The sequence below is a fragment of the Yoonia sp. 67-2 genome (assembly GCF_035117555.1).
In the GTDB taxonomy this organism is placed as follows: Bacteria; Pseudomonadota; Alphaproteobacteria; order Rhodobacterales; family Rhodobacteraceae; genus Yoonia.
Map to the genome: position 1 here is coordinate 38,139 of NZ_JAYKPK010000008.1, position 20,138 is coordinate 58,276.

Annotated in this window: 21 protein-coding genes; 7 read left to right on the top strand and 14 right to left on the bottom strand. The window is 60.0% G+C overall.

The features are described 5' to 3' along the window. Positions 1–35: 35 nt before the first annotated feature. From VOY09_RS13325 to VOY09_RS13385, 13 genes are all read right to left on the bottom strand, one after another. A complete protein-coding gene (locus VOY09_RS13325; protein ID WP_322894552.1) occupies positions 36–1,364 on the bottom strand; it encodes an AarF/ABC1/UbiB kinase family protein in 1,329 nt (442 codons plus the stop codon). 17 nt (positions 1,365–1,381) lie between these two features. Beyond that, positions 1,382–2,800 carry a UdgX family uracil-DNA binding protein gene (locus VOY09_RS13330; protein WP_322894551.1) on the bottom strand — a complete coding sequence of 473 codons (1,419 nt, stop codon included), beginning with the start codon at positions 2,798–2,800 and terminating at the stop codon, positions 1,382–1,384. Further along, complete coding sequence (locus VOY09_RS13335) at positions 2,797–4,029, bottom strand: putative DNA modification/repair radical SAM protein (RefSeq protein WP_322894550.1); 1,233 nt, start codon at positions 4,027–4,029, stop codon at positions 2,797–2,799. Before VOY09_RS13335 ends, VOY09_RS13330 begins: the two co-directional genes overlap by 4 nt. Positions 4,030–4,096: 67 nt before the next feature. Beyond that, complete coding sequence (locus VOY09_RS13340) at positions 4,097–4,366, bottom strand: DUF6525 family protein (RefSeq protein ID WP_322894549.1); 270 nt, start codon at positions 4,364–4,366, stop codon at positions 4,097–4,099. Between the two features lie 64 nt (positions 4,367–4,430). Continuing rightward, complete coding sequence (gene zigA / locus VOY09_RS13345; protein WP_322894548.1) at positions 4,431–5,636, bottom strand: zinc metallochaperone GTPase ZigA; 1,206 nt, start codon at positions 5,634–5,636, stop codon at positions 4,431–4,433. 113 nt (positions 5,637–5,749) lie between these two features. After that, positions 5,750–6,550, bottom strand: coding sequence for a hypothetical protein (locus tag VOY09_RS13350; RefSeq protein WP_322894547.1), 801 nt, complete (start codon positions 6,548–6,550; stop codon positions 5,750–5,752). Then, complete coding sequence (locus VOY09_RS13355) at positions 6,540–6,902, bottom strand: hypothetical protein (RefSeq protein ID WP_322894546.1); 363 nt, start codon at positions 6,900–6,902, stop codon at positions 6,540–6,542. Before VOY09_RS13355 ends, VOY09_RS13350 begins: the two co-directional genes overlap by 11 nt. A 61-nt stretch (positions 6,903–6,963) precedes the next feature. Further along, a complete protein-coding gene (locus VOY09_RS13360; RefSeq protein WP_322894545.1) occupies positions 6,964–7,764 on the bottom strand; it encodes a hypothetical protein in 801 nt (266 codons plus the stop codon). Then, positions 7,764–9,848: a dynamin family protein gene (locus tag VOY09_RS13365; protein ID WP_322894544.1), complete on the bottom strand. Its 2,085-nt coding sequence runs from the start codon at positions 9,846–9,848 to the stop codon at positions 7,764–7,766. Before VOY09_RS13365 ends, VOY09_RS13360 begins: the two co-directional genes overlap by 1 nt. A gap of 151 nt (positions 9,849–9,999) precedes the next feature. Next, positions 10,000–11,157, bottom strand: a complete 1,158-nt coding sequence (locus tag VOY09_RS13370; protein ID WP_322894543.1) for a hypothetical protein — start codon at positions 11,155–11,157, stop codon at positions 10,000–10,002. Further along, positions 11,157–11,339 (bottom strand): hypothetical protein, encoded by a 183-nt coding sequence (locus VOY09_RS13375; protein WP_322894542.1) that lies wholly within the window; start codon positions 11,337–11,339, stop codon positions 11,157–11,159. Before VOY09_RS13375 ends, VOY09_RS13370 begins: the two co-directional genes overlap by 1 nt. Continuing rightward, positions 11,323–12,018: an FHA domain-containing protein gene (locus tag VOY09_RS13380; protein ID WP_322894541.1), complete on the bottom strand. Its 696-nt coding sequence runs from the start codon at positions 12,016–12,018 to the stop codon at positions 11,323–11,325. The genes VOY09_RS13375 and VOY09_RS13380 overlap by 17 nt, the downstream gene beginning before the upstream one ends. After that, positions 12,015–12,437, bottom strand: coding sequence for a hypothetical protein (locus tag VOY09_RS13385; protein WP_322894540.1), 423 nt, complete (start codon positions 12,435–12,437; stop codon positions 12,015–12,017). Before VOY09_RS13385 ends, VOY09_RS13380 begins: the two co-directional genes overlap by 4 nt. A 306-nt stretch (positions 12,438–12,743) precedes the next feature. On the opposite strand from VOY09_RS13385, the gene VOY09_RS13390 reads away from it, so the two are divergent. Further along, positions 12,744–13,715 (top strand): type I glyceraldehyde-3-phosphate dehydrogenase, encoded by a 972-nt coding sequence (locus VOY09_RS13390; RefSeq protein ID WP_322894539.1) that lies wholly within the window; start codon positions 12,744–12,746, stop codon positions 13,713–13,715. Between the two features lie 2 nt (positions 13,716–13,717). Here VOY09_RS13390 and VOY09_RS13395 read toward each other — a convergent pair whose 3' ends face one another. Beyond that, positions 13,718–14,269, bottom strand: coding sequence for a thermonuclease family protein (locus VOY09_RS13395; RefSeq protein WP_322894538.1), 552 nt, complete (start codon positions 14,267–14,269; stop codon positions 13,718–13,720). Positions 14,270–14,478: 209 nt separating this feature from the next. Here VOY09_RS13395 and VOY09_RS13400 point away from each other — a divergent pair, with 209 nt between their 5' ends. From VOY09_RS13400 to uvrC, 6 genes are all read left to right on the top strand, one after another. Next, positions 14,479–15,405, top strand: a complete 927-nt coding sequence (locus tag VOY09_RS13400; RefSeq protein ID WP_322894537.1) for an ABC transporter ATP-binding protein — start codon at positions 14,479–14,481, stop codon at positions 15,403–15,405. Next, a complete protein-coding gene (locus tag VOY09_RS13405) occupies positions 15,402–16,163 on the top strand; it encodes an ABC transporter permease (RefSeq protein WP_322894536.1) in 762 nt (253 codons plus the stop codon). The genes VOY09_RS13400 and VOY09_RS13405 overlap by 4 nt, the downstream gene beginning before the upstream one ends. A gap of 47 nt (positions 16,164–16,210) precedes the next feature. Next, entirely contained in the window at positions 16,211–17,002 is a 792-nt protein-coding gene (locus VOY09_RS13410; RefSeq protein WP_322894535.1) for a S49 family peptidase, read from the top strand. Then, positions 16,999–17,166 (top strand): hypothetical protein, encoded by a 168-nt coding sequence (locus VOY09_RS13415; RefSeq protein ID WP_322894534.1) that lies wholly within the window; start codon positions 16,999–17,001, stop codon positions 17,164–17,166. The genes VOY09_RS13410 and VOY09_RS13415 overlap by 4 nt, the downstream gene beginning before the upstream one ends. Continuing rightward, complete coding sequence (locus VOY09_RS13420) at positions 17,163–17,939, top strand: SDR family oxidoreductase (protein WP_322894533.1); 777 nt, start codon at positions 17,163–17,165, stop codon at positions 17,937–17,939. Before VOY09_RS13415 ends, VOY09_RS13420 begins: the two co-directional genes overlap by 4 nt. A gap of 285 nt (positions 17,940–18,224) precedes the next feature. Further along, positions 18,225–20,081 (top strand): excinuclease ABC subunit UvrC, encoded by a 1,857-nt coding sequence (uvrC, locus tag VOY09_RS13425; protein ID WP_322894532.1) that lies wholly within the window; start codon positions 18,225–18,227, stop codon positions 20,079–20,081. Positions 20,082–20,138: the final 57 nt, after the last annotated feature.

Consider the following 20,138-nt stretch of genomic DNA (forward strand, 5'->3'; position numbering starts at 1 on the left):
CTGTTACCGCAATGATGTGGCGGCAGCCGCGAAAATCAATGCGCGCGGTAGTTTTCCAGCAAGGCGCGGATATTGACCCGCGCCCGCAGCTTGGTCGCCAGCAGATACATCCCGCCGATCTTGCGATGCAGGAACAAGGTCTCTGCCGGGGGCACATGCATCAGATCACGGTCATTGCCGATCACCATGCCCATATCGCGCAGGCGTTCCAGCAGATCGGTTGTGCCAAAATCGAACGGCTGGTCCAGCCGCAAAGGCTCCATCGCAGTATCGAACATCTTCTGGATCAGGTCCTGATGTTGCGGCGGGGTGGCAGGGCCGAAATACCCAATCTCCAACATCGCCTGCCGGACGCTGCCGGCATCACCGTCCAACCCGGCATTCATCAGGTCACGGAACGCCGCCTGTTGTGCCGCACCAATCCCGCGCACCGCCCCGAAGTCCAGCAGCACGATCCGCCCCGTCGCAGGCTCCACCCGGTAATTGGCAAGGTTCGGATCGGTCTGCATCGCGCAAAAAGTGAACAGCTCACGCAGAACCAGATCAATCAGATCACGCGCCGCGCGGTCACGCACCTCTTGCGGTGCATCCGCCAGCACATCGACCGGATCGCTGGCGATATAAGTCATCGCCAGCACGGCATCCGTGCTGAAATCCGGCTGCACCTGCGGCACGACGAAAGCATCGTCCCCCGCCAGCAATGCCCCGAACCGGCGAAGATGCGCAGCCTCCGCCCGATAATCCGCCTCTTCATGCAACTGCGCTTTGGCCGCAGCCAGCAGCGGCGCAATATCCATCCCGCGCGGCAACAGCCCCGGCAGGCGCATCAGCCCCGAAATATTATCCACATCACTGTCGATAGAGGCCCGCACCCCCGGATATTGCACCTTGATTGCCAGTTCGCGGCCATCCAGCGCACGTGCCCGATGCACCTGCCCGATCGATGCCGCCGCAAAGGGCCGCACATCAAATGACGCAAAGCGCCTGCGCCAACCCTCGCCCCATTGCGCATTCAACGCCGCCTGCAACTGCTTGGGCGGCATATGTTTGGCATCATCGCGCAACCGCGCCAAAATCGCCGTCAGTTCCGGCGACAGCACGATGCCGGTATCCATCGACAGCATCTGACCCATCTTCAGCGCTGCCCCGCGCATCTGCGACAACCCCTCCGTCAACCGCCGCGCATTTCCCGGCGTCAGCAACAAATCCGTCATGCCGGGCCGCTGACCCGTGGCAAGTTGCCTGAACCCGCCCGCCGCTACACCGCCCGCGATCCCCGCCGCAATCCCGCCCATCCGGAACAAGCGATGCGCACGGCCTGTCGGCACGGCCACGCCGCGATAATCATCATCAGGATTGGTCATCTGGCACCTCTACCCTGCTAACTGGCGCTCGCTTGCGCTTTGGAAAGGGCCGCCACCAGATCAGCCCGCGCCGCCGCAGGATCGGGCAGACGCAGAATATAGGACGGATGCCACGTCACCAGCACCGGCCCGTCATGCAATCCTTGTTCAACCTTCCCCTGCCTGTCCTGCATCGGCCCCGCATTCCCCGTCAGCGCATAGGCGGCAGAGGCCCCCAAAGCGACCGTCAGCTTCGGCTGCACAAAGCCCAGTTCCAGCCCCAGCCACCAGCGGCAATGTTCAATCTCTGACCTGTCGGGCGACTGATGAATCCGCCTTTTCCCCCGCGGCGTGAATTTGAAATGCTTCACCGCATTGGTTAGCCACGCTTTGGCCGGATCAACCCCCGCCGCATCCATCGCCTGACGCAACACCTGCCCCGCAGGCCCGACAAAAGGCCGCCCTTCCAAATCCTCCCGATCCCCCGGCTGTTCGCCCACGATCATCAGCCCCGCATCCGGCGCACCTATCCCCCAGACCGTCTGCGTTGCCTTTTCGCACAACCCACAACGGCGGCAGTGCAGGGCCGCCTCACGCGCCTCATCCAGACTCCCCGGCAAATCCGGCGCTTGTGGCATCGCCGCCCGGTAGCGGGTGGAGATCGCCGCCGCACCGGGGCGGGCAGCCGTTGACCCCGCCTCCCGCATCCTTTGCACACGCGCCTCGGCATCTTTCAGCATCGCCGGGATCAGCGCCGTTTCCGGCAGGTTCTTCCAGTATTTCTTCGGCATTTCCGACCGCATCGCATCCAGCTTGATCCGCGCGGGGTTAAAGATATTGGCGAAATACGTGGCCCACAGGCCTTCCGACGCATCATCCGGCAGATCGGGCCGCATACCCGCAGGACCAAACCGCAGCTTGCCCCCCTCAAAATGCGCGGTCAGGTCCGGTGTCGCGATCATCCAATCCATATCGGCAAAGCGCTTGGCAAAAAACGGCGTGCCGGGTTCCAGCGTGTGATGCTCCGGCTCGAACCACGCGGCAAAGCGGCGGCGGGCACCGTCACCCGGCATCTCGCGAAACCGCACGAAAGCATGCATCTTATGGATATCGCGGCGCACATTCTTGGCCAGCATCTGCAACCGCCGCCCCAAAGAATCGGCAGCGGACAAAGGATCACCATCCCGCCGATCAATCCGCCAGAGCGCCTGATACAGCAGCGCCGCCCGATCCGGGCTTTTATGCCAGATCGCCGATTTCGCGATATCAAGGAAAGCCGCAGGCACCCGCACCTGATGCGGGCCAATATCCTTCGGCAAATCCTCTGCCGCAAACAACCCACCCGCGCCCGACCAATCAATCTCCTCCGGCGCAATCCGATGCGATATCGCGACCCGCGCAGCCGCACGCCAAAGGTCCAGCGTGCCATGATCGGGCAGGGCGACCGCGTAGTTCAAATCAGCTGCAATTGCTGCGGCGGCGGCGCGAACCGCGCGCGCAAGTCCACGCTGTCGGTCATCGCGGCGGGGGTCCAGCCGGGCATCGAAACAAAGGCCTTGGCCTTTTTCATCAGCGCCCCCATGCGGATCAAGTCTTCGTACCGCAGCGCGCCATTGCGACGCGCCGCGATGATCCTGTCCACGATCCGCGTCCCAAACCCCGGCACCCGCAGCAACATATCGCGCGGCGCCTTGTTCACATTCACCGGAAACTGCGCGCGGTGCTGCAAGGCCCAAGCCAGCTTTGGGTCCAGTTCAAGGTCCAGATGCCCCGCATTGGTGCCGGTCGCAATTTCCTCTGCCGTGAACCCATAAAACCGCAGCAGCCAATCCGCCTGATAGAGCCGATGTTCGCGCACCAAGGGCGGCTGGATCAACGGCAACATGGCCGAGGCATCTGGGATCGGCGAAAACGCCGAATAATAGACCCGCCGCAATTTATACCCCGAATAAAGCCGCGTCGCGCTGTTCAGGATCGTCACATCATCCGTGCCATCCGCGCCGACAATCATCTGCGTGCTCTGCCCCGCAGGCGCAAAGCGTGGCGGCCGTTTGCCTTTATGGGATTTATCCTTGGCGGCCTCGCCCTCTAACCTGACCTGCGCCATGCTGGCGCGGATCGTCTCTGGCCGCTTTTCGGGCGCGAATTTGCGCAAGGACGCATCCTGCGGCAATTCCACATTGATCGACAGACGGTCGGCATAAAGCCCCGCCTCTTTGATCAATTCGGGCGAGGCGTCAGGGATGGTTTTCAGATGGATATACCCCCGAAACCCATGATCCAGCCGCAGGCTTTTCGCGATCCGCGCCATATCGCCCATCGTCTGATCCGGCGATTTGATGATGCCGGACGACAAAAACAACCCTTCGATATAATTGCGACGGTAGAATTCCAGCGTCAGGGTCACGACCTCCTCGACCGAAAACCGGGCGCGTTCGACATTCGATGACACCCGGTTGATGCAATAGGCACAATCGAAAATGCAAAAATTCGTCATCAGGATTTTCAGCAAGGATATGCAGCGCCCGTCCGGCGTATAGGCGTGGCAGATGCCTGCGCCACCAGATGACCCAAGGCCACCCTTCTTCGAATCCCGGCGTTCCCCGCCCGAGGATGCACAGGACGCATCATATTTCGCGGCATCCGACAGGATCGCCAGCTTGTCTTGCAAGGTCATTTTCGCCATACAACGACAATAGTGTTCCTGCTTTGTTCGTCAATGCCTTGCGGCGATCATGCGCGATCTGCCGCAGTCAGACCTTGGCCTGCGGATGCGCCTTGCCCCAGATTTTGGCCGTGTCGCGGGCCAGTGTTGCGCGTTCGGCCCGTTCAAGAAATTTTAACGCTTCCGTTGTATCAAGGTGATGCCGCAACCAGATCCTGCGCACTGACCTTGTGCTCCACGGCAGATGCGCCTGCGCCAGCCATTGCCGCAACGCGGGCGGCAGCCTGTCAAACTCACGCATCGGGTCCGCGCAAAACCTTCCCCGCAGGGAAGATTTCAGGTTCCGCCGCCCCGTCATCGGGCCAGCCCTTGCTGAGCGTAAAACCTTCCCCGCGGGGAAGGTTTCAGATGACCCCACCCCATCACCCCGCCTGCCTGTTGCCCCATTGCGGGAACGGGTCTTGCAAGGTTTTCCACGCCTCTGGCATGAAATCCGCAGCAGGCAGCAAGGCCGCATCCAGCATCGCCCGGATCGTCGCCTCATCCATATCCGCGCCGATGAACACCAATTCCTGCCGCCTGTCGCCCCAAGGCTCCGCCCATTTGCCCGCCACCTCGGCCAGCATATCAGGATGCGTCGGCCAGCGGTCCTTGGGCACGGACGCCCACCAACCGCCCAGCGGCGTCACCGATGAAATCGCCCCGGCAAGGCTGTATTCCGCCACCCAATTGGGCCGCGTCGCCAGCCAGAAATGCCCCTTCGCACGGATCACGCCGGGCAGATCGCCGGTCAGCACCGCATGCACCTTTGCCGGATCAAACGGCGCGCGGGCGCGGTAGACAAAGGATGAAATCCCATATTCCTCGGTTTCCGGCGTGTGATGGGCGAAACCATAGAGTTCCTTGGCCCAGAACGGATGCTCATGCGCCTTGTCGAAATCAAACAGCCCGGTATCGAAAATCGCATCCGCATCGACGCGGGACTGATCCGTCTCGATCAGCCGCGCATCGGGGTTCAGCGCGCGGATGATCTTGCGCGCGGCATCGACCTTTTCGGGGCCTGCATCCGTGGTCTTGTTCAGGATTACGACATCGGCGAATTCCATCTGCTCGGTCAGCAGATTGACCAAAGTGCGATTGTCGTCATCGCCCAGACTTTCGCCGCGATCCGCCAGAAAATCATGGCTGGCGAAATCGTTCAGCAGATTGACCGCATCAACGACGGTCACCATCGTATCCAGCCGCGCGACATCGGACAGGCTGTCACCATCCTCGTCCCGGAAATCAAAGGTGGCAGCAACAGGCAGGGGTTCGGCGATGCCGGTGGATTCGATCAGCAGATAGTCAAAGCGCCCCTCTGCCGCCAACCGCCGCACCTCTTGCAGCAAATCATCGCGCAGGGTGCAGCAGATGCAGCCATTGGTCATCTCGACCAGCTTTTCCTCGGACCGGGATAGTTCCGCGCCATCGCGGACCAGATCGGCGTCGATGTTTACCTCGGACATATCATTGACGATCACTGCCACCCGGCGGCCATCGCGGTTGTTCAGCACGTGATTCAGCAGCGTGGTTTTCCCCGCGCCCAGAAACCCTGACAAGACTGTGACGGGCAGACGTTTATCAGTCATCCGATTCTCCTATTTGTTATGTTATAACATAACTAATGGGGCCTGTGCGGATCGGCAAGTGCCCCACAGGACGGAGCGATCGTGGGTAGAGGGTTGTCCAGCAGGATGGTCGGCTAGGCGGTGAGGGTCCGCCAGGATGTCAGAATCGCGTTCAGATCAGCCGCAGCACAGGTGAAAATGCTGACCTCATCAGCCAGAATCGCGATTGCGGTGATCGCATCGCCAGCCTCAAGGCCGATCAGCAACGGGGTATTGTCCTGCGGAACCAACGCCTGTCGCCGGTCACGAAACGGGCCGAGCTGATCGTGCCAGATCACCTCCAACGCCGTGGCATCGCCTTTCGTCGCCCTGATCGCACCGCCTGCGGCCTGCACATAGGCTGTCAGCACCGCGTCATTGGCGGCCAGAAAACGCTGCATGGGGGAATGCGCTGTCACAGCCCCCTGCTGCTGCCACAGCGCGGACAGGACGGTGGCCGATACGCCGCGTTCTGACGGGGTGCCGAATGGTTCAGCCGCCCGGCTGGTCACGGTGATCTGGCGGGCATCCTTGCAAAGCCCGGCCAGCAGGTCACCGACGGATCGCAGCAGGGCTTTGTCATGGGGGGTCAGAACCAGGCCGATCAGCGCCGTTGCGTCGTCGCTGCCCGCCAGCAATCCGCGCAACCGGCGGCCTGCGACGGCCATCCGCAGGATCACCCCGTCAATGTCAAAGGTCAGGCTGCGGTCCAGCACGCAAGTGTCGATTTCCGCCAGAATGGCCGCCAAAGGTGCTGGCGTTTCCGTGCTGGAAATAATGCGGGCGGGGCCGATGAACGCGGCCTTCTTTGCCGCCAATGCCTGCAATTTGGTCGCAAAACCGACAGTCTCAGGCCTGTCCGGTATGGCCTGAACGATCGCGGGTTCAGGCGCCATGGCTGATCTTTTCCAGACAGGCCCGGGCTGCGGCCAGAAACTGCGGGATCGCGATGTCATGGCTACAGACGCAACATAGGGCGTCATCCGGTTCATCTGCATCGCGCAGATAGATGCGCAGGCGATCCGGCGTGGCGACAAAGACCATCCCCGCAGGGGTACTGCCCAAGGCGGGTGCCTGCGGTGGGCCAAAGCTCGCCGCGGCCTCGGCGCAGAGCGCGTCAAGCTCTTCCCGGTGGTGCGGCGTGTCAGAATTGGTCACGAGGATCACCAACGTGGATAGATCGGCAAAAGCGACGGTCTCACAACCGGGAAATTGATCATGCAGGTTATCCAGCAGTTTCAGAACCATTGTCGATGCTCTTTTGCGGCCGCCATCGGAACCGGCGGGATGGACCTCTGCATCACACACGTCATGATGACACACGACGCATGCGGCGCGGCATGACCGGCGCGCGCGGCGGTTCGGGAATCTCTGTCCCGTTGGGGATATTATAAAGCGGCAGCGCGCTCTGTGCGATCACCAGTGTCAGTTTTTCGATCATTGTGACCAGATGGGTGACAAAAGGCCCGGCACCGCTGTCGTTCCATTTGTCCTGATCGTCACCGGCCTGCAAGGCCTGCACCAGCGAGATCGGGAAGGTCGCGCCGAACTGCCCGTCGGTTTCGCGGCGCACGCGCTGGAACACGCGGCGGCGGTCCTTGTCATTGATCAGCTTGTCATAGCGGGTGATCAGCAGGACGGAAAAATCGCGCACCGCATCGGGCATCGTGTCCCAGACGGCGGCTTCGGATTGCCGCCAGGCCTGGGTGGCATGGGTACACCAGATCACGGCATCCACCTCTGGCAACAGGCGTTCCCAGACGATTGACGGCATATTCGGGTCGGAAATGCCCGGAAAATCGATCAGATCACAGATATCCAGAATGTCGGATTCCAAAAACAGCCGGATCATCCTTGTGTCACGCAGCGGCACTTGTGCCAATGTCTCCAGTGCGACAGGTGTCATCGTGCCATCCAGACCGACGCGAAACGGGGCGGCAGTGCCATAAGACATCCAGACCGGGGCCAGCCTTGTGGCGGTGACCTTTTCCGGCAGGGGCCGTGCGCCCAACAGCAGGTTGGACAGGGTGCTTTTGCCAGCGCTGAATTCGCCCATCAACGCGATCCGTGGTTTGCGCGGCACCTGCGTTGCTGGAGCTTCGGTTGTCATCAATCTGATCCTGACGCTGAAAAGCGGGTCTGCGCCGTCAGTTCGTCAATAATATAATCAAACAACTCGGCGCGTTCCTGCTGTGCGGTGATACCAAAAATATCTTTTAAATCATTCACATCGACAGTCGATTTTTCGCTGATATCGATCAAGAGCGCGCGCTGTTCTTCCAGAAAATCGCGCAATTCCCGTTCAGCCAGCGCGCGGATATCGCCTGCTTGCCGGACTTTCAGTTCCGCGACGATCGGCGCGGTTTCCGCAGCGATCAAATCGTAGAATGCGCTGGCAAAAGCGCGATATCCCTTGCGCCGTTGCCACCAACTTTTCCACCATGAGGTTTGCAGATCAAGTGCAATCGTCTGGCCCAAAGTCACGGGCGCTGGAATTTCGGGCGCGGCAGGGGGCGTGACCTTGAAGTTTTCCACCGCCACGCCGAGTGCGGCGCGATAGGTTCCGGCCAGATCCTGTGCGGCGGCGGCAAAGACCTGATCGCAGGTCGTGACCACATTGTGCCGCATCACCTGATAGCTGGTCCGCAACAACAGCCGCAGCCCATCGGGGCTGTACTGCCAGATTTCATCTTCGCCACGGGTTTCCAGATGTTGCAGCAGTGATTCAAGGGCGCGGTCCAGAAAACGCTGATGCGATTGATCAATCCGCGCGCTGAATTGCTGAAACACGATATCCAGACGGTTGGACAAACGTGTCATGCTCTTGTGTTCGATCTGATCCAACCTGCGGATCACCTGATCATGCGGCAGCACGGTGACGCTATCGCCGTCCAGACGCATCGAGACCATTGTGCTGGAGGCCTGCACACCGCGCACAAGGTTCAGGGCCTTTTTGCGGGCGGCGGCGAGCAGTTCCGCCCCCGGCCCTTCGACGATTCGGTCCGAAATTGCGCGGTAAAGATTAGGCAGACCGGACAGATGCCAGACCAGTTCCTTGGTATTCAACCTGGCGGTTTGCGGGCTGAGCGAGGCTTCGGCCCAGATATACAGCGCCTCGGCACTGTCTGGGACGATGTCGTCAAGATTGTCGCCCAAGGCCAGATTGGCCCAATAGGCGCTGCCGAAAATCACCTCGGGGTTTTCCGGGCCGTTATTGTCGATCAAGGTCTGCAGGATACTGGCGCGGATTTCGGGCACCTGATCGGCGGGATTGGCCAATTCGTCGATCCGGTTCACGAAAATCACCACCTCGCGCGATTTCACGTTCGAGATCAGGCGGATCAGCCCCATATCCATCGATGACAAGGCCTGATGCGCCGAGAGCACGACAACGCAGATCCGGCTGTCACGCAGCGCATTGATCGTGATCTGTTCGCGCATCATGAACGTGTCATTCACACCGGGCGTGTCGCGCAGGCACAACGGCATCGGGATCGCCTTGGTCGCCAGATAGATATCGGCTGATTTGGTGATATCGGCGAAGCGGCCCTGCTGATCGGAATCTTCGGTATCGCCGAGATCATCGCCCATGCAGACATAGCGCTGGATCAGCTCTTCGTTCAGATCGGCATAGCTGTGTTTTTGCCCCAGCAGCAGTTCGAACTTGCGACCAAGGCGGCGTTTGGTTTTTTCGCGCATGCCGGCGATCTGGATGCGGATTTTTTCCATCTCTTCATCGGCACCGGCGCGGGCGGATAATTCACCGATTCGACCGCCGTTTTCGACCAGATGGTCCCATTCATCCTTGTTGAAAAACTGGAATGTCGCGGCGGGCGCATCATCGGGCAAGGGGGTGTTCAGATGCACAGAGGTCACGACCGAGGTCCAGGGATTGACATCGGCAGGCAACAGATCAGGCCGCCCGACCATCGCATTGAGCAGCGTTGTCTTGCCGGATTTGATCTGGCCGATCATCGTCACGCTGGGTTCAAACGTTTCTAACTGCCTGATAAGTTTTGTAGATTTCTTGGCAATGTCCTGGCTGCTGAGCCCCGCAATATCGTTCAGCACGGCCTGCAGATCGGCGATTTCTTCGTGCAGCAGGTCAAGCCCGTCCTGACCATGGCGCAGGAATCCATGCTGTGCGTGCCGCAGGGCATCCCGGTTTGCCTGGTTCGCTTCCGCCTTGTCCATCTTGCCCCGCCTTCACTGTCGTCGTCTCACGCGGTTGATGTCGCGCGGTGAGAATGTCCGCCTAACCTAAAACACTTACCATCCAGACAACAGTGAAGCAGGCGCTGCACGTTCTTCCTGCCGGGCGCATTATCACGGAAGCGTGATAAGGCTAAGTGGCAAGTTCAGCCTCAAGATCATGTTTGATCTGCAACAGCAGGCTGACCGCGTCTTCGGTCGCATCACCGCGTTTTTCCATCTGCATCAATTGCACCAGATCGGCGGCGTCAAAGGCCATGTCGCGCAGCCGGTGCAGCGCCGGGTCAGTGTCATCGCCCGTGTCGTTCAGATAAGCGGACAGCCACTGCAACTGGGCTGCCGTGAGGCCCATGATTGCGGCAGAGGCTACGCCGTTGTTTTCAGTCAGCATCGTGACCAGCCGGGCACCTAACGCGGTGATCTGGTCAAGCGCGTGCTGGCAGATCGCGCGTGTCGCGGATTGCATCGCAGTCTGCGGCCCTGCGGGCTGGGTGGCCACATGACGGGCCAGCAGCAGATCGGCCATGTCGAGGATTGCCTGTCTGCGACGGGCAATCTGTTGCAGCACCGCCCCGATCAAGGCTGTGCCGCCGCTGTCGCGCATGCGGTGTTTATCGACCGACCCATCGGGGTTACGGGCCGCGATTGCATCTGTAGCGGCGATGGCAAGGATCTTGTGGAAATCATCGCCGGATGCGGCATTGGCCTGATCCGGCTGGCCTTGTGCGCGGCGGGCATCCGCCCTGGTCAACAGCAAGATCGCATTGTCCTTGATCCGGTACGGCATCTGCGCCCAGACCATTTGTTCTGCGGCATCAAAGGTCGGGCTGCACCAGATGACCAGATCGCTGCGCTTTGCGGCCCATTGGCTGGCGCGGTGCAGCGCTGTCGGGTCGTCGGGGGCGGCAACCTTCAGCACCGAGATTTTCGCAAGCGCGGGCAGCGGCAGATGCAACGCGACAAAGACCGGGGCAAGGTCGGTGATCCGGTGCAGATCGGCGTCGGGCCGTGTGACTTTGCTGCCATCGGCCTGCGTGCAGATGATCTGCGGCTGGTCGGCAAAGCAAAGTTCGATCGACGGCAAGGCCAGATCGGGGGGCAGGATATCCGCGCCGACCAGCAGGTTGAGGATCGTCGATTTGCCCGCCCCCGGCCTGCCAAGCAGCGCGATGCGCAGCGGTTTTTGCAGCAGGTCCAGATATTGTTGGGCGCAAAGCTCTGCCTCTGGCGGCAAGAGGCCCGCCGCAAGCGTCTGTGTCAGATCGTGCTGCATCCGGTCCTGTGACGACATCACGCCCCTCCGACGATGGGTTTGATGCCGGGCGTTTCAGCGGCGTCGGCAGGCTTGGTCGGCCGGGCCGGGTTGGTATGGTTCAGCTTGATCACGCCAAAGCTGCAATTGCCCTGATCAGGGTCGTTCAGCTTTTTGATCGCGGCGGCAAGGTCATCGCGCGGCTCAGGCAATCGCCACATCATCATCCTCCGCATCTTTGCCGCTGGCCCAGTTGAAACGGCTGTCGCAGAGCGCGACAAACCACAGCGTGGTTTCCCCGATCCGGATCACATCGCCGGATTTCAAAGGTTCGGTGCTGATCACCGGCCTGTCATTCAGCCGCACGATGTTGGATTTGCCACCTTGGCCGAGCCAGAACAGATGGCTTTCGGGGTCGTAAACAATGGCCGCGTGGTTGTTGCGCGAAATGGCGATATCGCCGAAATCAAGCGGGATCGCCTGATCTCCACCCCGACCGATCTGCGACATGCCCGCCAGAAGCGCAAAGCTTTCGCCGCGTCCGGGGCCATCGGCCACGACGACCCAGCCCACGGGAAACCTGACCTGTTGTGCGGGGGCAGATTGCGCCGTGTCGCTGAGCATATCGGCACTCTCGCCATCAGACCTTGCAAAGCCGGGCAGGGCGGTGGCCTCGTCATCCTGTTCGAGATCCCAGATATTCACCTGCGGTCTGCCGGACTTGCCTTGCCCATCATCCGCGTCGGTCAACCGTAGGCCTGTCCGCTGCCGCAGCGCGGCTTCATCGGTCAGCGATCCGATGGTTTCACGATAGGATTTTTCCAGCGGGTCCATGTCATCTGCCGGGATGGTGGGCGTCGTGTCACGGTTTCGGCGGATGAGATCACGGATAAACTTCATGCTGGGACCCTTGCTGCTGTCGGAACGGACGCCGCCGCGTGGCGGCGCAATCGTTTGATTTGCGATATCGCGGTGCAACCTGCCCTGCGCATGGATAAAGCCAATTGCGCCAACAGATCGCGCAGGATCAGCTCCACTTGCTCGAACAGGCGGGCGATAAATGTCAGCTCTTGCTGATGTGCGCGCGATCTGGCCTGCAGGATATGGCGGCTGCGCCGGCAGAATGGCCAGGGGAAACATGCCGTGATCACGACCTTCCGGTCGAGAGTGTCGCGCGCCAGAGAGGTGATGCCAAAATCACCGGCATGCAGAAAACACGCGATGGTATATTGCCCGTGCAGCAATGTGGTGCCGGGCTTCAACTCATCGACAAAGCCCGCGTCATCGTGGGTCTGATCGTGCAATTGCGGCTTGGGCATCGCTGTTCCAACTATTAACCGCGATGGCCGCCCGCTGACCGGCTGCCCCGCATACCATTTACCAACACATCAAAGTCAGGCCGGAACACGGCGAGACTCATTCTGCACCATCTTCCTGCAAAGGCGGGCAGAGGCACAGTGAAAACGCAACAATTGGCCGCATTTTCCGCAATTTTACCACAACGTGAGATTTGCGCATCTGTAAAAACACAAAGGCAGAAAAGGCCGCGCTGCGCGCCGCGCGACATGGCCTTGTAGAGTTTTGCGCAAAGATGCAGCATCCGCGCAAAACCGCTGAGGGCCGCCATGACACGTATATTTATCAACGGCTTTGGTCGAATCGGACGCACCCTGCTGCGCGCCCATGCGCTGGGCTATGGCGCGGGGGTGGAGGTGGTGGGGATCAATGATCTTGCCGCCAGCGATCTTTGCGCGCATTTGTTTGCCTATGACAGCGTCTTTGGCCCGTTTCCGGGGCAGGCGGAACTGGACGGCGATGCGCTGGTGCTGAATGGCAAACCGATCCCGATCCATCGCACTGCTGATGTGGCGACGCTGGATCTGTCCGGTGTCGATGTGCTGCTGGAATGCACCGGCAAGGCCGACACGCGCGCCGTGGCAGAGGCCGGGCTGCGGGCGGGTGCGGGCCGGGTCCTGATCTCTGGCCCCTCGGCTGCGGCGGATATCACGCTGGTGCTGGGTGCCAATGATCACCTGCTGGCGGATCAGGCGATTGTGTCGAATGCCTCCTGCACCACCAATGCGCTGGCGCCGCTGGTGCGGTTGATTGATGATACTTGGGGTCTGACCACCGGTTGGATGACGACGATCCATTGCTACACCGGCAGCCAGCCCACGATTGACGCGCCGCGCGGGGATTTCCTGCGCAGCCGGGCTGCGGGCCTGTCGATGGTGCCGACGACGACATCGGCGCAGAAACTGCTGGGCGATGTGTTGCCCCAGATCGCGGGCAAGATCGAGGCGGCCGCGGTGCGGGTGCCGGTCGCGTCAGTCTCGGCCATTGATCTGGCCGTGGTGGTGCGCGACACGCCGGACCGCGCGCAGCTGCATGAGGTGCTGCGCGCCCAGGCCGGGGTGATCGGGCATACGGACAAATTGCTGGTGTCATCCGACCTGCGCGCGCGGTCTGAGAGCCTGATCGTCGCCTTGCCGGAAACCCGTGTCACCGCTGGCGGGATGCTGCGGGTCTTTGGCTGGTATGACAATGAATGGGGCTTTTCCTGCCGGATGCTGGATATGGCCGCACGCATGGGGTGATGTCAGTGGTAGCGGGCGCCCAACCCTAGCAATCGTCGACGAGCGTCAATGGGTTCCAGATGTCGGTATTTGCCATCTGAGAATAGTGCCCAGTCCAAGGCTTCACCGCGTCGCACCATCTCTGCACCGATGTCGGTGCCGTCGGGAAGATAACAGCTCCCTACAAGACGATCATGTGATCTCTCACCATTGAGTTTGGCGGTGATGACATGACCTTTGCAGATGTTGATCATTGCCCATTTCGACTTTTTCCCGAAGGGTTGATCAATTTCCGGTGCATCAATGCCGAAAATGCGAATTTTGATCCGCTTGATCGCAATCGTATCGCCGTCAATCACATAAGCTTTGCCAGTTAGTTCACCACTTTGTGGAAAGGCTGGCAACGGACGATCCGGTTTGTCATCCGTGAGCGTCGGTTCCGGGCGCTGCGAAAGCGCTTCAAGGGTCCGCTTTCGGAGGTCTTCGCTAGTAGGCTGCCGGTTTGCCGAAGCGACATGAAGATAGCGCCTTCGTCCAATCCTGAAACCAAGCGCCCATAAAAGACGTCGAAGCATAATAAAATCCTCATAATTCTGATGTTAAATTACCCGTAATGAAGGGGTTGCCAAGCAATATGCAGAATGGCAGGCGATTGCGGAACCGTTTTCATTCCGAGCCTTGTGCAAACCGGCCATTGCTTTTGTTGATCAGCGCACCTTCGCTGGGCCTTTTACTTTAGCCTTACCCAGCTTATCTCGTGACCATCCAACACAAAGGCCCCCCGATGACAGCAATCGTATCCGTCAAGAACCTGCGCAAAGCCTATGACGGCGGGTTCGAGGCGCTCAAATCCGTCAATCTGGAGATTGAAGAGGGCGAGATTCTGGCCCTGCTGGGCCCCAATGGCGCGGGCAAGACCACGTTGATTTCCACGATCTGCGGCATTGTCACGCCGACATCCGGCACAGTGACAGTGGGTGGTTTCGACACACAGAACGATTTTCGTGAGACCCGGTCAATGATCGGGCTGGTGCCGCAGGAGATCAGCCTTGAACCGTTCGAGACGGTGTTCAGCACGGTGAGTTTTTCGCGTGGCCTGTTCGGCAAGCCCCGCGATGATGCGCGGATCGACGAAATTCTGGCGCAGCTTTCCCTTGCCGATAAGCGCGACAACAAGGTGATTACCCTGTCCGGCGGTATGAAACGCCGGGTGCTGATCGCCAAGGCGCTGGCGCATGAACCCCGCGTGCTTTTCCTCGATGAACCCAGCGCGGGCGTCGATGTCGAATTGCGCAAGGATATGTGGGATGTGGTGGCCAAGCTGAAAGCGTCCGGTGTCACGATCATCCTGACCACGCATTATATTGAGGAGGCAGAGGCGATTGCCGACCGTGTCGGCATCATCGCCAACGGGGAAATCCTGCTGATCCAGAACAAGGCGGAACTGATGGCGCAGATGGGGCAGAAACAATTGCGCATCGATCTGGCAGAGCCTGCGGCGGAGATCCCCGCAGCCTTGGCCGGTTACGAATTGCAGCGCGCGCCGGATGGTCGCAGCCTGACCTATACTTATGACACCAAGGGGCCGCGTACCGGGATCACGACCCTGCTCAATGATCTGCAAAAGGCCGGGCTGCAGATGACCGACCTGCAAACGCAACAAAGCAGCCTTGAAGACATCTTTGTCGGCTTGGTGAAGGAAGACCAATGAACCTGCATGCCGTCAAAACGATCTATGTGAACGAAATGCGCCGGTTCTGGCGCACGATCATGCAATCGCTGATCTCGCCGGTGCTGTCGACATCGCTTTATTTCGTGGTCTTCGGTGCCGCCATCGGCAGCCGGATCGATCAGGTTGAAGGCGTAGGTTACGGCGCTTTCATCGTGCCGGGGCTGATCATGCTGTCGGTGATGACGCAGGCGACGGCGAATGCCAGTTTCGGGATCTATTTCCCGAAATTCACCGGCACGATTTATGAATTGCTGTCAGCCCCCGTCAGTTTTCTGGAAATCGTCGCGGGCTATGTCGGTGCGGCGGCGACCAAGGCGATGTTCATCGGGCTGATCATCCTCGCGACAGCATTCTTCTTCATCGATATCCAGATCGCGCATCCTTTTGCGATGATTGCGCTTTTGGTGCTGACTTGTATCAGTTTCTCGCTGCTGGGGTTCATCATCGGCATCTGGGCGGGGAACTTTGAACAATTGCAGCTGATCCCCTTGCTGGTGATCACGCCTTTGGTGTTCCTTGGCGGGTCGTTCTATTCGATCACCATGCTGCCGCCGGTCTGGCAGACGATCACGCTGTTCAATCCGGTGGTCTATCTGATCTCTGGCTTCCGCTGGTCGTTCTTTGGTGCGGCGGATGTCAGTATCGGGGTGTCGCTGCTGGCGATCGGGCTGTTCACAGCACTTTGCCTTGGCTTCATCGGCTGGATTTTCCGCACCGGCTGGCGCATCCGGCAATGACGTGACGGGGTCTTGCGGGGCGGCTTGAACGGTTTAAGTAGGATCATATGAAATACATCCCCTTCGTGAAATCGCCCCCCTTTGTCGCCGTGATCCGCCTGCAAGGCGCGATTGCCAATTCCGGGCGTGGCCTAGATAGCCCCAGCCTTGGCCCGGTGATCGCCAAGGCGTTCAGCAAGGGCAAGCCCGCCGCTGTCGCTCTGGAAATCAACTGCCCGGGCGGGTCGCCGGTGCAATCGTCGCTGATTGCGGCGCAAATCCGGCGGCTGGCCGATGAAAAGAAAGTGCCAGTCTTTGCCTTTGTCGAGGATGTCGCAGCATCGGGGGGCTATTGGCTGGCCTGTGCAGCGGATGAGATTTTCATTGATCCTTGTTCACTGACGGGATCGATTGGCGTGATCAGCGCCGGGTTCGGCGCGCATGAGGCGATTGATAAGGTCGGTATCGAACGGCGGGTGCATACCGCTGGTAAATCGAAAAGCCTGATGGACCCGTTCAAACCCGAAAAGCCCGAGGATGTCGCCAAGCTGAAAGGCTGGCTGGAAGATTTGCATGCGACGTTCATCGCCTATGTCAAATCCCGGCGTGGGCCAAAGCTGACTGATGATCCTGACCTGTTCACGGGTGAGGTTTATATCGGCCAGAGAGGCATCGACGTCGGGCTCGTGGACGCCATCGGCCATCTGGTGCCGGTGATGAAAGCGCGGTTTGGCGACAAGGTCCGGTTCCGCCGCTATGGGCAGAAGCGCTCTATCCTGTCGCGCTTTGGTGCGCAGATTGTCGGTGATACGATTGCCGGGATCGAAGAACGCGCTGCTTTCGCGCGGTTTGGCCTATGATCATCAAATCGGTTCTGCTGTTTCTGGCCTTCATCGTGGTGCTGGGGATGTTCGGCAAATGGCGGTTTCCAGGGCAGCAGACCCTTGCCAATGCCAAATGCCCGAAGTGTCAGAGATTCCGTATCGGCAAAGGCCCCTGCGCCTGTGAAAAGGGCCGCCCGTGAAGGCGCTGGTCACCGGCGCTGGCGCGCGGCTGGGGCAGGCGATGGCGCTCTATCTGGGCCAGCGTGGCTATGATGTGGCGGTGCATTATGCCGGGTCACAGGCGGGCGCGCAGGAGACGGTGACGCAATTGCGCGCGATGGGGCGGCAGGCGGTCGCACTTCAGGCTGATCTGTTGGATGAGGATGCGACGATGGCGCTGGTCGGGCGCGCGGTGGGGGCGCTGGGTGGGCCGCTGACGTGCTTGGTCAATAACGCCTCGATCTTTGAATATGACACGATCCAGTCTGCGACCAAGGCGAGTTGGGATCGCCATATCGGGTCGAACCTGCGCGCGCCATTCCTGCTGACGCAGGCCTTTGCGGCGCAAGCGCCCAAGGCGCAGATGGATGCGATGGGCGAACCTGTGGCGCAGGCGATGATCCTGAACATGATCGATCAGCGCGTGCAGAAACTGACGCCGGAATTCATGACCTATACGATTGCCAAAATGGGCCTTTGGGCAATGACACAGACAACGGCGCAGGCTTTGGCCCCCGATATCCGGGTCAATGCCATCGGCCCCGGTCCGACCCTGAGGGGCGGGCGGCAATCGGAAGATCATTTCGCCCGCCAGCGCGCAGCGACGGTTTTGCAGCGGGGCGCGCACCCGGCAGATATCTGCGCGGCGCTGGGATATTTCCTTGATGCGCCGGGCGTGACCGGGCAAATGCTGGCGGTAGATGGCGGGCAGCATCTGGCCTGGCAAACCCCGGATGTGCTGGGCGTGGAATAGCCTGCCGCAAAAGTTACGCACCGTGTCATCTAGAGTTCACGGAACTGTCATAAAGCCCCGATTTTTCAACACGTTATCATGTGATTAATTAAAATTTCGTTGAAAAACAATGATCTAAGAAACCGCTCAATTTTTAAGCAAACCGACGAAGTGCGCCTGAAACAAGGAGAATTTCCTGATACCCGCAGGTCATCCACCGACTTATCCACACAAACGGTGGATGCCTTTCCTCTTGTCCCCACTGCGTTACCATTGCAGGGACCCTAGAATCAAAGACCGCCTCGCATGACTGACACCGCCTCCACCGGATATGACGTGATCCATGGCTATCTGCGCAGCCTTGACAGCTCGCCCGGTGTTTACCGGATGCTGGATGGCGACAGCCGCGTGCTTTATGTCGGCAAGGCGCGCAATCTGAAAGCGCGGGTCAGCAATTATGCGCGCCCCGGGCCACATTCGCCCCGGATCGCGCGGATGATCTCTGAGACAGCAATGATGATGTTTCTGACCACACGGACAGAGACAGAGGCGCTGCTCTTGGAACAGAACCTGATCAAGCAGCTCAAGCCGCGTTACAATGTGTTGCTGCGGGATGATAAATCATTCCCCAATATCCTTGTGACCGGCGATCATGATTTCCCGATGATTCGCAAACATCGCGGCGCGAAAACGCAGAAGGGGAATTATTACGGCCCCTTCGCCGGTGCCGGTGCGGTCAATCGCACGCTAAGCCAATTGCAGCGCGTGTTCCTGCTGCGCAATTGCACGGACAGCGATTTTGAGACCCGCAGCCGCCCTTGTCTGCAATATCAGATCAAACGCTGTTCGGGGCCATGTTGCGGGATGATCAGCAAGGATGATTATGCCTTGTCGGTGAAAGAGGCCGAGAATTTCCTGCAAGGCCGCACCAAGGGGATTCAGGAAGCACTTGCCGCGCAGATGCAGGCCGCCAGTGAAGATATGCTGTTCGAACGCGCCGCTGCCCTGCGCGACCGGATCAAGGCGCTGACGCAGGTGCAATCCGCACAGGGCATCAACCCGCAGAACACGGCAGAGGCGGATGTGATCGCGCTGCATACCGATGGCGGGCAGGCCTGCGTGCAGGTGTTCTTTATCCGCGCCAATCAGAACTGGGGCAACCACGACTACTATCCCCGGATCAGCGGCGATGAGGATATGGCCGAGGTGATGGAAGCTTTTGTTGGCCAGTTTTACGCCAACCGCGAACCGCCCCGGATGCTGATCCTGTCGCATGGGTTGGACAATGATGATCTGATGGCGGATGCGCTGGCCGAGAAGGCCGGGCGCAAGGTCGAGATCGTCATTCCCCAGCGTGGCGAAAAGGCGGAGCTGGTGCAGAACGCCCTGCGCAACGCCCGCGAAAGTCTGGCGCGCAAGATGTCGGAGACGGCGACGCAAAGTCGTCTGCTGAAAGGTCTTGCAGAGGCGTTTGATCTGCCCAAAATCCCCCAGCGGATCGAGGTTTACGACAACAGCCATATTCAGGGCGCCCATGCTGTGGGGGCGATGGTCGTGGCGGGGCCGGATGGGTTCGACAAGAATCAATATCGCAAGTTCAACATAAAGGGGGACGATCTGACCCCCGGCGACGATTTCGGCATGATGAAAGAGGTGCTGACCCGCCGCTTCCAGCGCCTGATCAAGGAAGATCCCGAACGTAACCTCGGCACATGGCCCGATCTGCTGTTGATCGACGGCGGGCAAGGGCAGGTGTCTGCCGTGCGCCAGATCATGGATGAACTGGGCGTCAGCGATATCCCGATGGTCGGTGTGGCCAAGGGGCTGGACCGTGATGCGGGCAAAGAGGAATTCCACCGCACCGGCAAGCCGGTGATGGCGTTGCGGCACAATGATCCGGTGCTGTATTTCATCCAGCGGATGCGGGATGAGGTCCACCGTTTCGCCATCGGCACGCATCGCGCGAAACGGTCCAAGGCGATCGGCGCAACTCCGCTTGATGATGTGCCGGGCGTCGGGGCGACGCGCAAACGCGCGCTTTTGGCGCATTTCGGCTCGGCCAAGGCGGTGGCGCGGGCCAATCTGGCTGATCTGAAGGCTGTTGATGGGGTGTCGGCGAATATGGCGCAGGTGATTTATGATTACTTTCATGAGCAGGGGTAGGAGAACTTTTATGCCTCCGGCGGGGATATTTATGCTCTGACGATGGGGGGTGCTGGT

Bases quoted from the DNA above. Each gene is read 5' to 3' on its own strand.
- zigA (WP_322894548.1), bottom strand. From the start codon at position 5,636: ATGACTGATAAACGTCTGCCCGTCACAGTCTTGTCAGGGTTTCTGGGC.
- VOY09_RS13385 (WP_322894540.1), bottom strand. From the start codon at position 12,437: ATGCCCAAGCCGCAATTGCACGATCAGACCCACGATGACGCGGGCTTT.
- VOY09_RS13405 (WP_322894536.1), top strand. From the start codon at position 15,402: ATGAACCTGCATGCCGTCAAAACGATCTATGTGAACGAAATGCGCCGG.
- VOY09_RS13400 (WP_322894537.1), top strand. From the start codon at position 14,479: ATGACAGCAATCGTATCCGTCAAGAACCTGCGCAAAGCCTATGACGGC.
- VOY09_RS13360 (WP_322894545.1), bottom strand. From the start codon at position 7,764: ATGACAACCGAAGCTCCAGCAACGCAGGTGCCGCGCAAACCACGGATC.
- VOY09_RS13350 (WP_322894547.1), bottom strand. From the start codon at position 6,550: ATGGCGCCTGAACCCGCGATCGTTCAGGCCATACCGGACAGGCCTGAG.
- VOY09_RS13395 (WP_322894538.1), bottom strand. From the start codon at position 14,269: ATGCTTCGACGTCTTTTATGGGCGCTTGGTTTCAGGATTGGACGAAGG.
- VOY09_RS13365 (WP_322894544.1), bottom strand. From the start codon at position 9,848: ATGGACAAGGCGGAAGCGAACCAGGCAAACCGGGATGCCCTGCGGCAC.
- VOY09_RS13325 (WP_322894552.1), bottom strand. From the start codon at position 1,364: ATGACCAATCCTGATGATGATTATCGCGGCGTGGCCGTGCCGACAGGC.
- VOY09_RS13340 (WP_322894549.1), bottom strand. From the start codon at position 4,366: ATGACGGGGCGGCGGAACCTGAAATCTTCCCTGCGGGGAAGGTTTTGC.
- VOY09_RS13390 (WP_322894539.1), top strand. From the start codon at position 12,744: ATGACACGTATATTTATCAACGGCTTTGGTCGAATCGGACGCACCCTG.
- VOY09_RS13415 (WP_322894534.1), top strand. From the start codon at position 16,999: ATGATCATCAAATCGGTTCTGCTGTTTCTGGCCTTCATCGTGGTGCTG.
- VOY09_RS13355 (WP_322894546.1), bottom strand. From the start codon at position 6,902: ATGGTTCTGAAACTGCTGGATAACCTGCATGATCAATTTCCCGGTTGT.
- VOY09_RS13375 (WP_322894542.1), bottom strand. From the start codon at position 11,339: ATGTGGCGATTGCCTGAGCCGCGCGATGACCTTGCCGCCGCGATCAAA.
- uvrC (WP_322894532.1), top strand. From the start codon at position 18,225: ATGACTGACACCGCCTCCACCGGATATGACGTGATCCATGGCTATCTG.
- VOY09_RS13380 (WP_322894541.1), bottom strand. From the start codon at position 12,018: ATGAAGTTTATCCGTGATCTCATCCGCCGAAACCGTGACACGACGCCC.
- VOY09_RS13410 (WP_322894535.1), top strand. From the start codon at position 16,211: ATGAAATACATCCCCTTCGTGAAATCGCCCCCCTTTGTCGCCGTGATC.
- VOY09_RS13370 (WP_322894543.1), bottom strand. From the start codon at position 11,157: ATGTCGTCACAGGACCGGATGCAGCACGATCTGACACAGACGCTTGCG.
- VOY09_RS13335 (WP_322894550.1), bottom strand. From the start codon at position 4,029: ATGGCGAAAATGACCTTGCAAGACAAGCTGGCGATCCTGTCGGATGCC.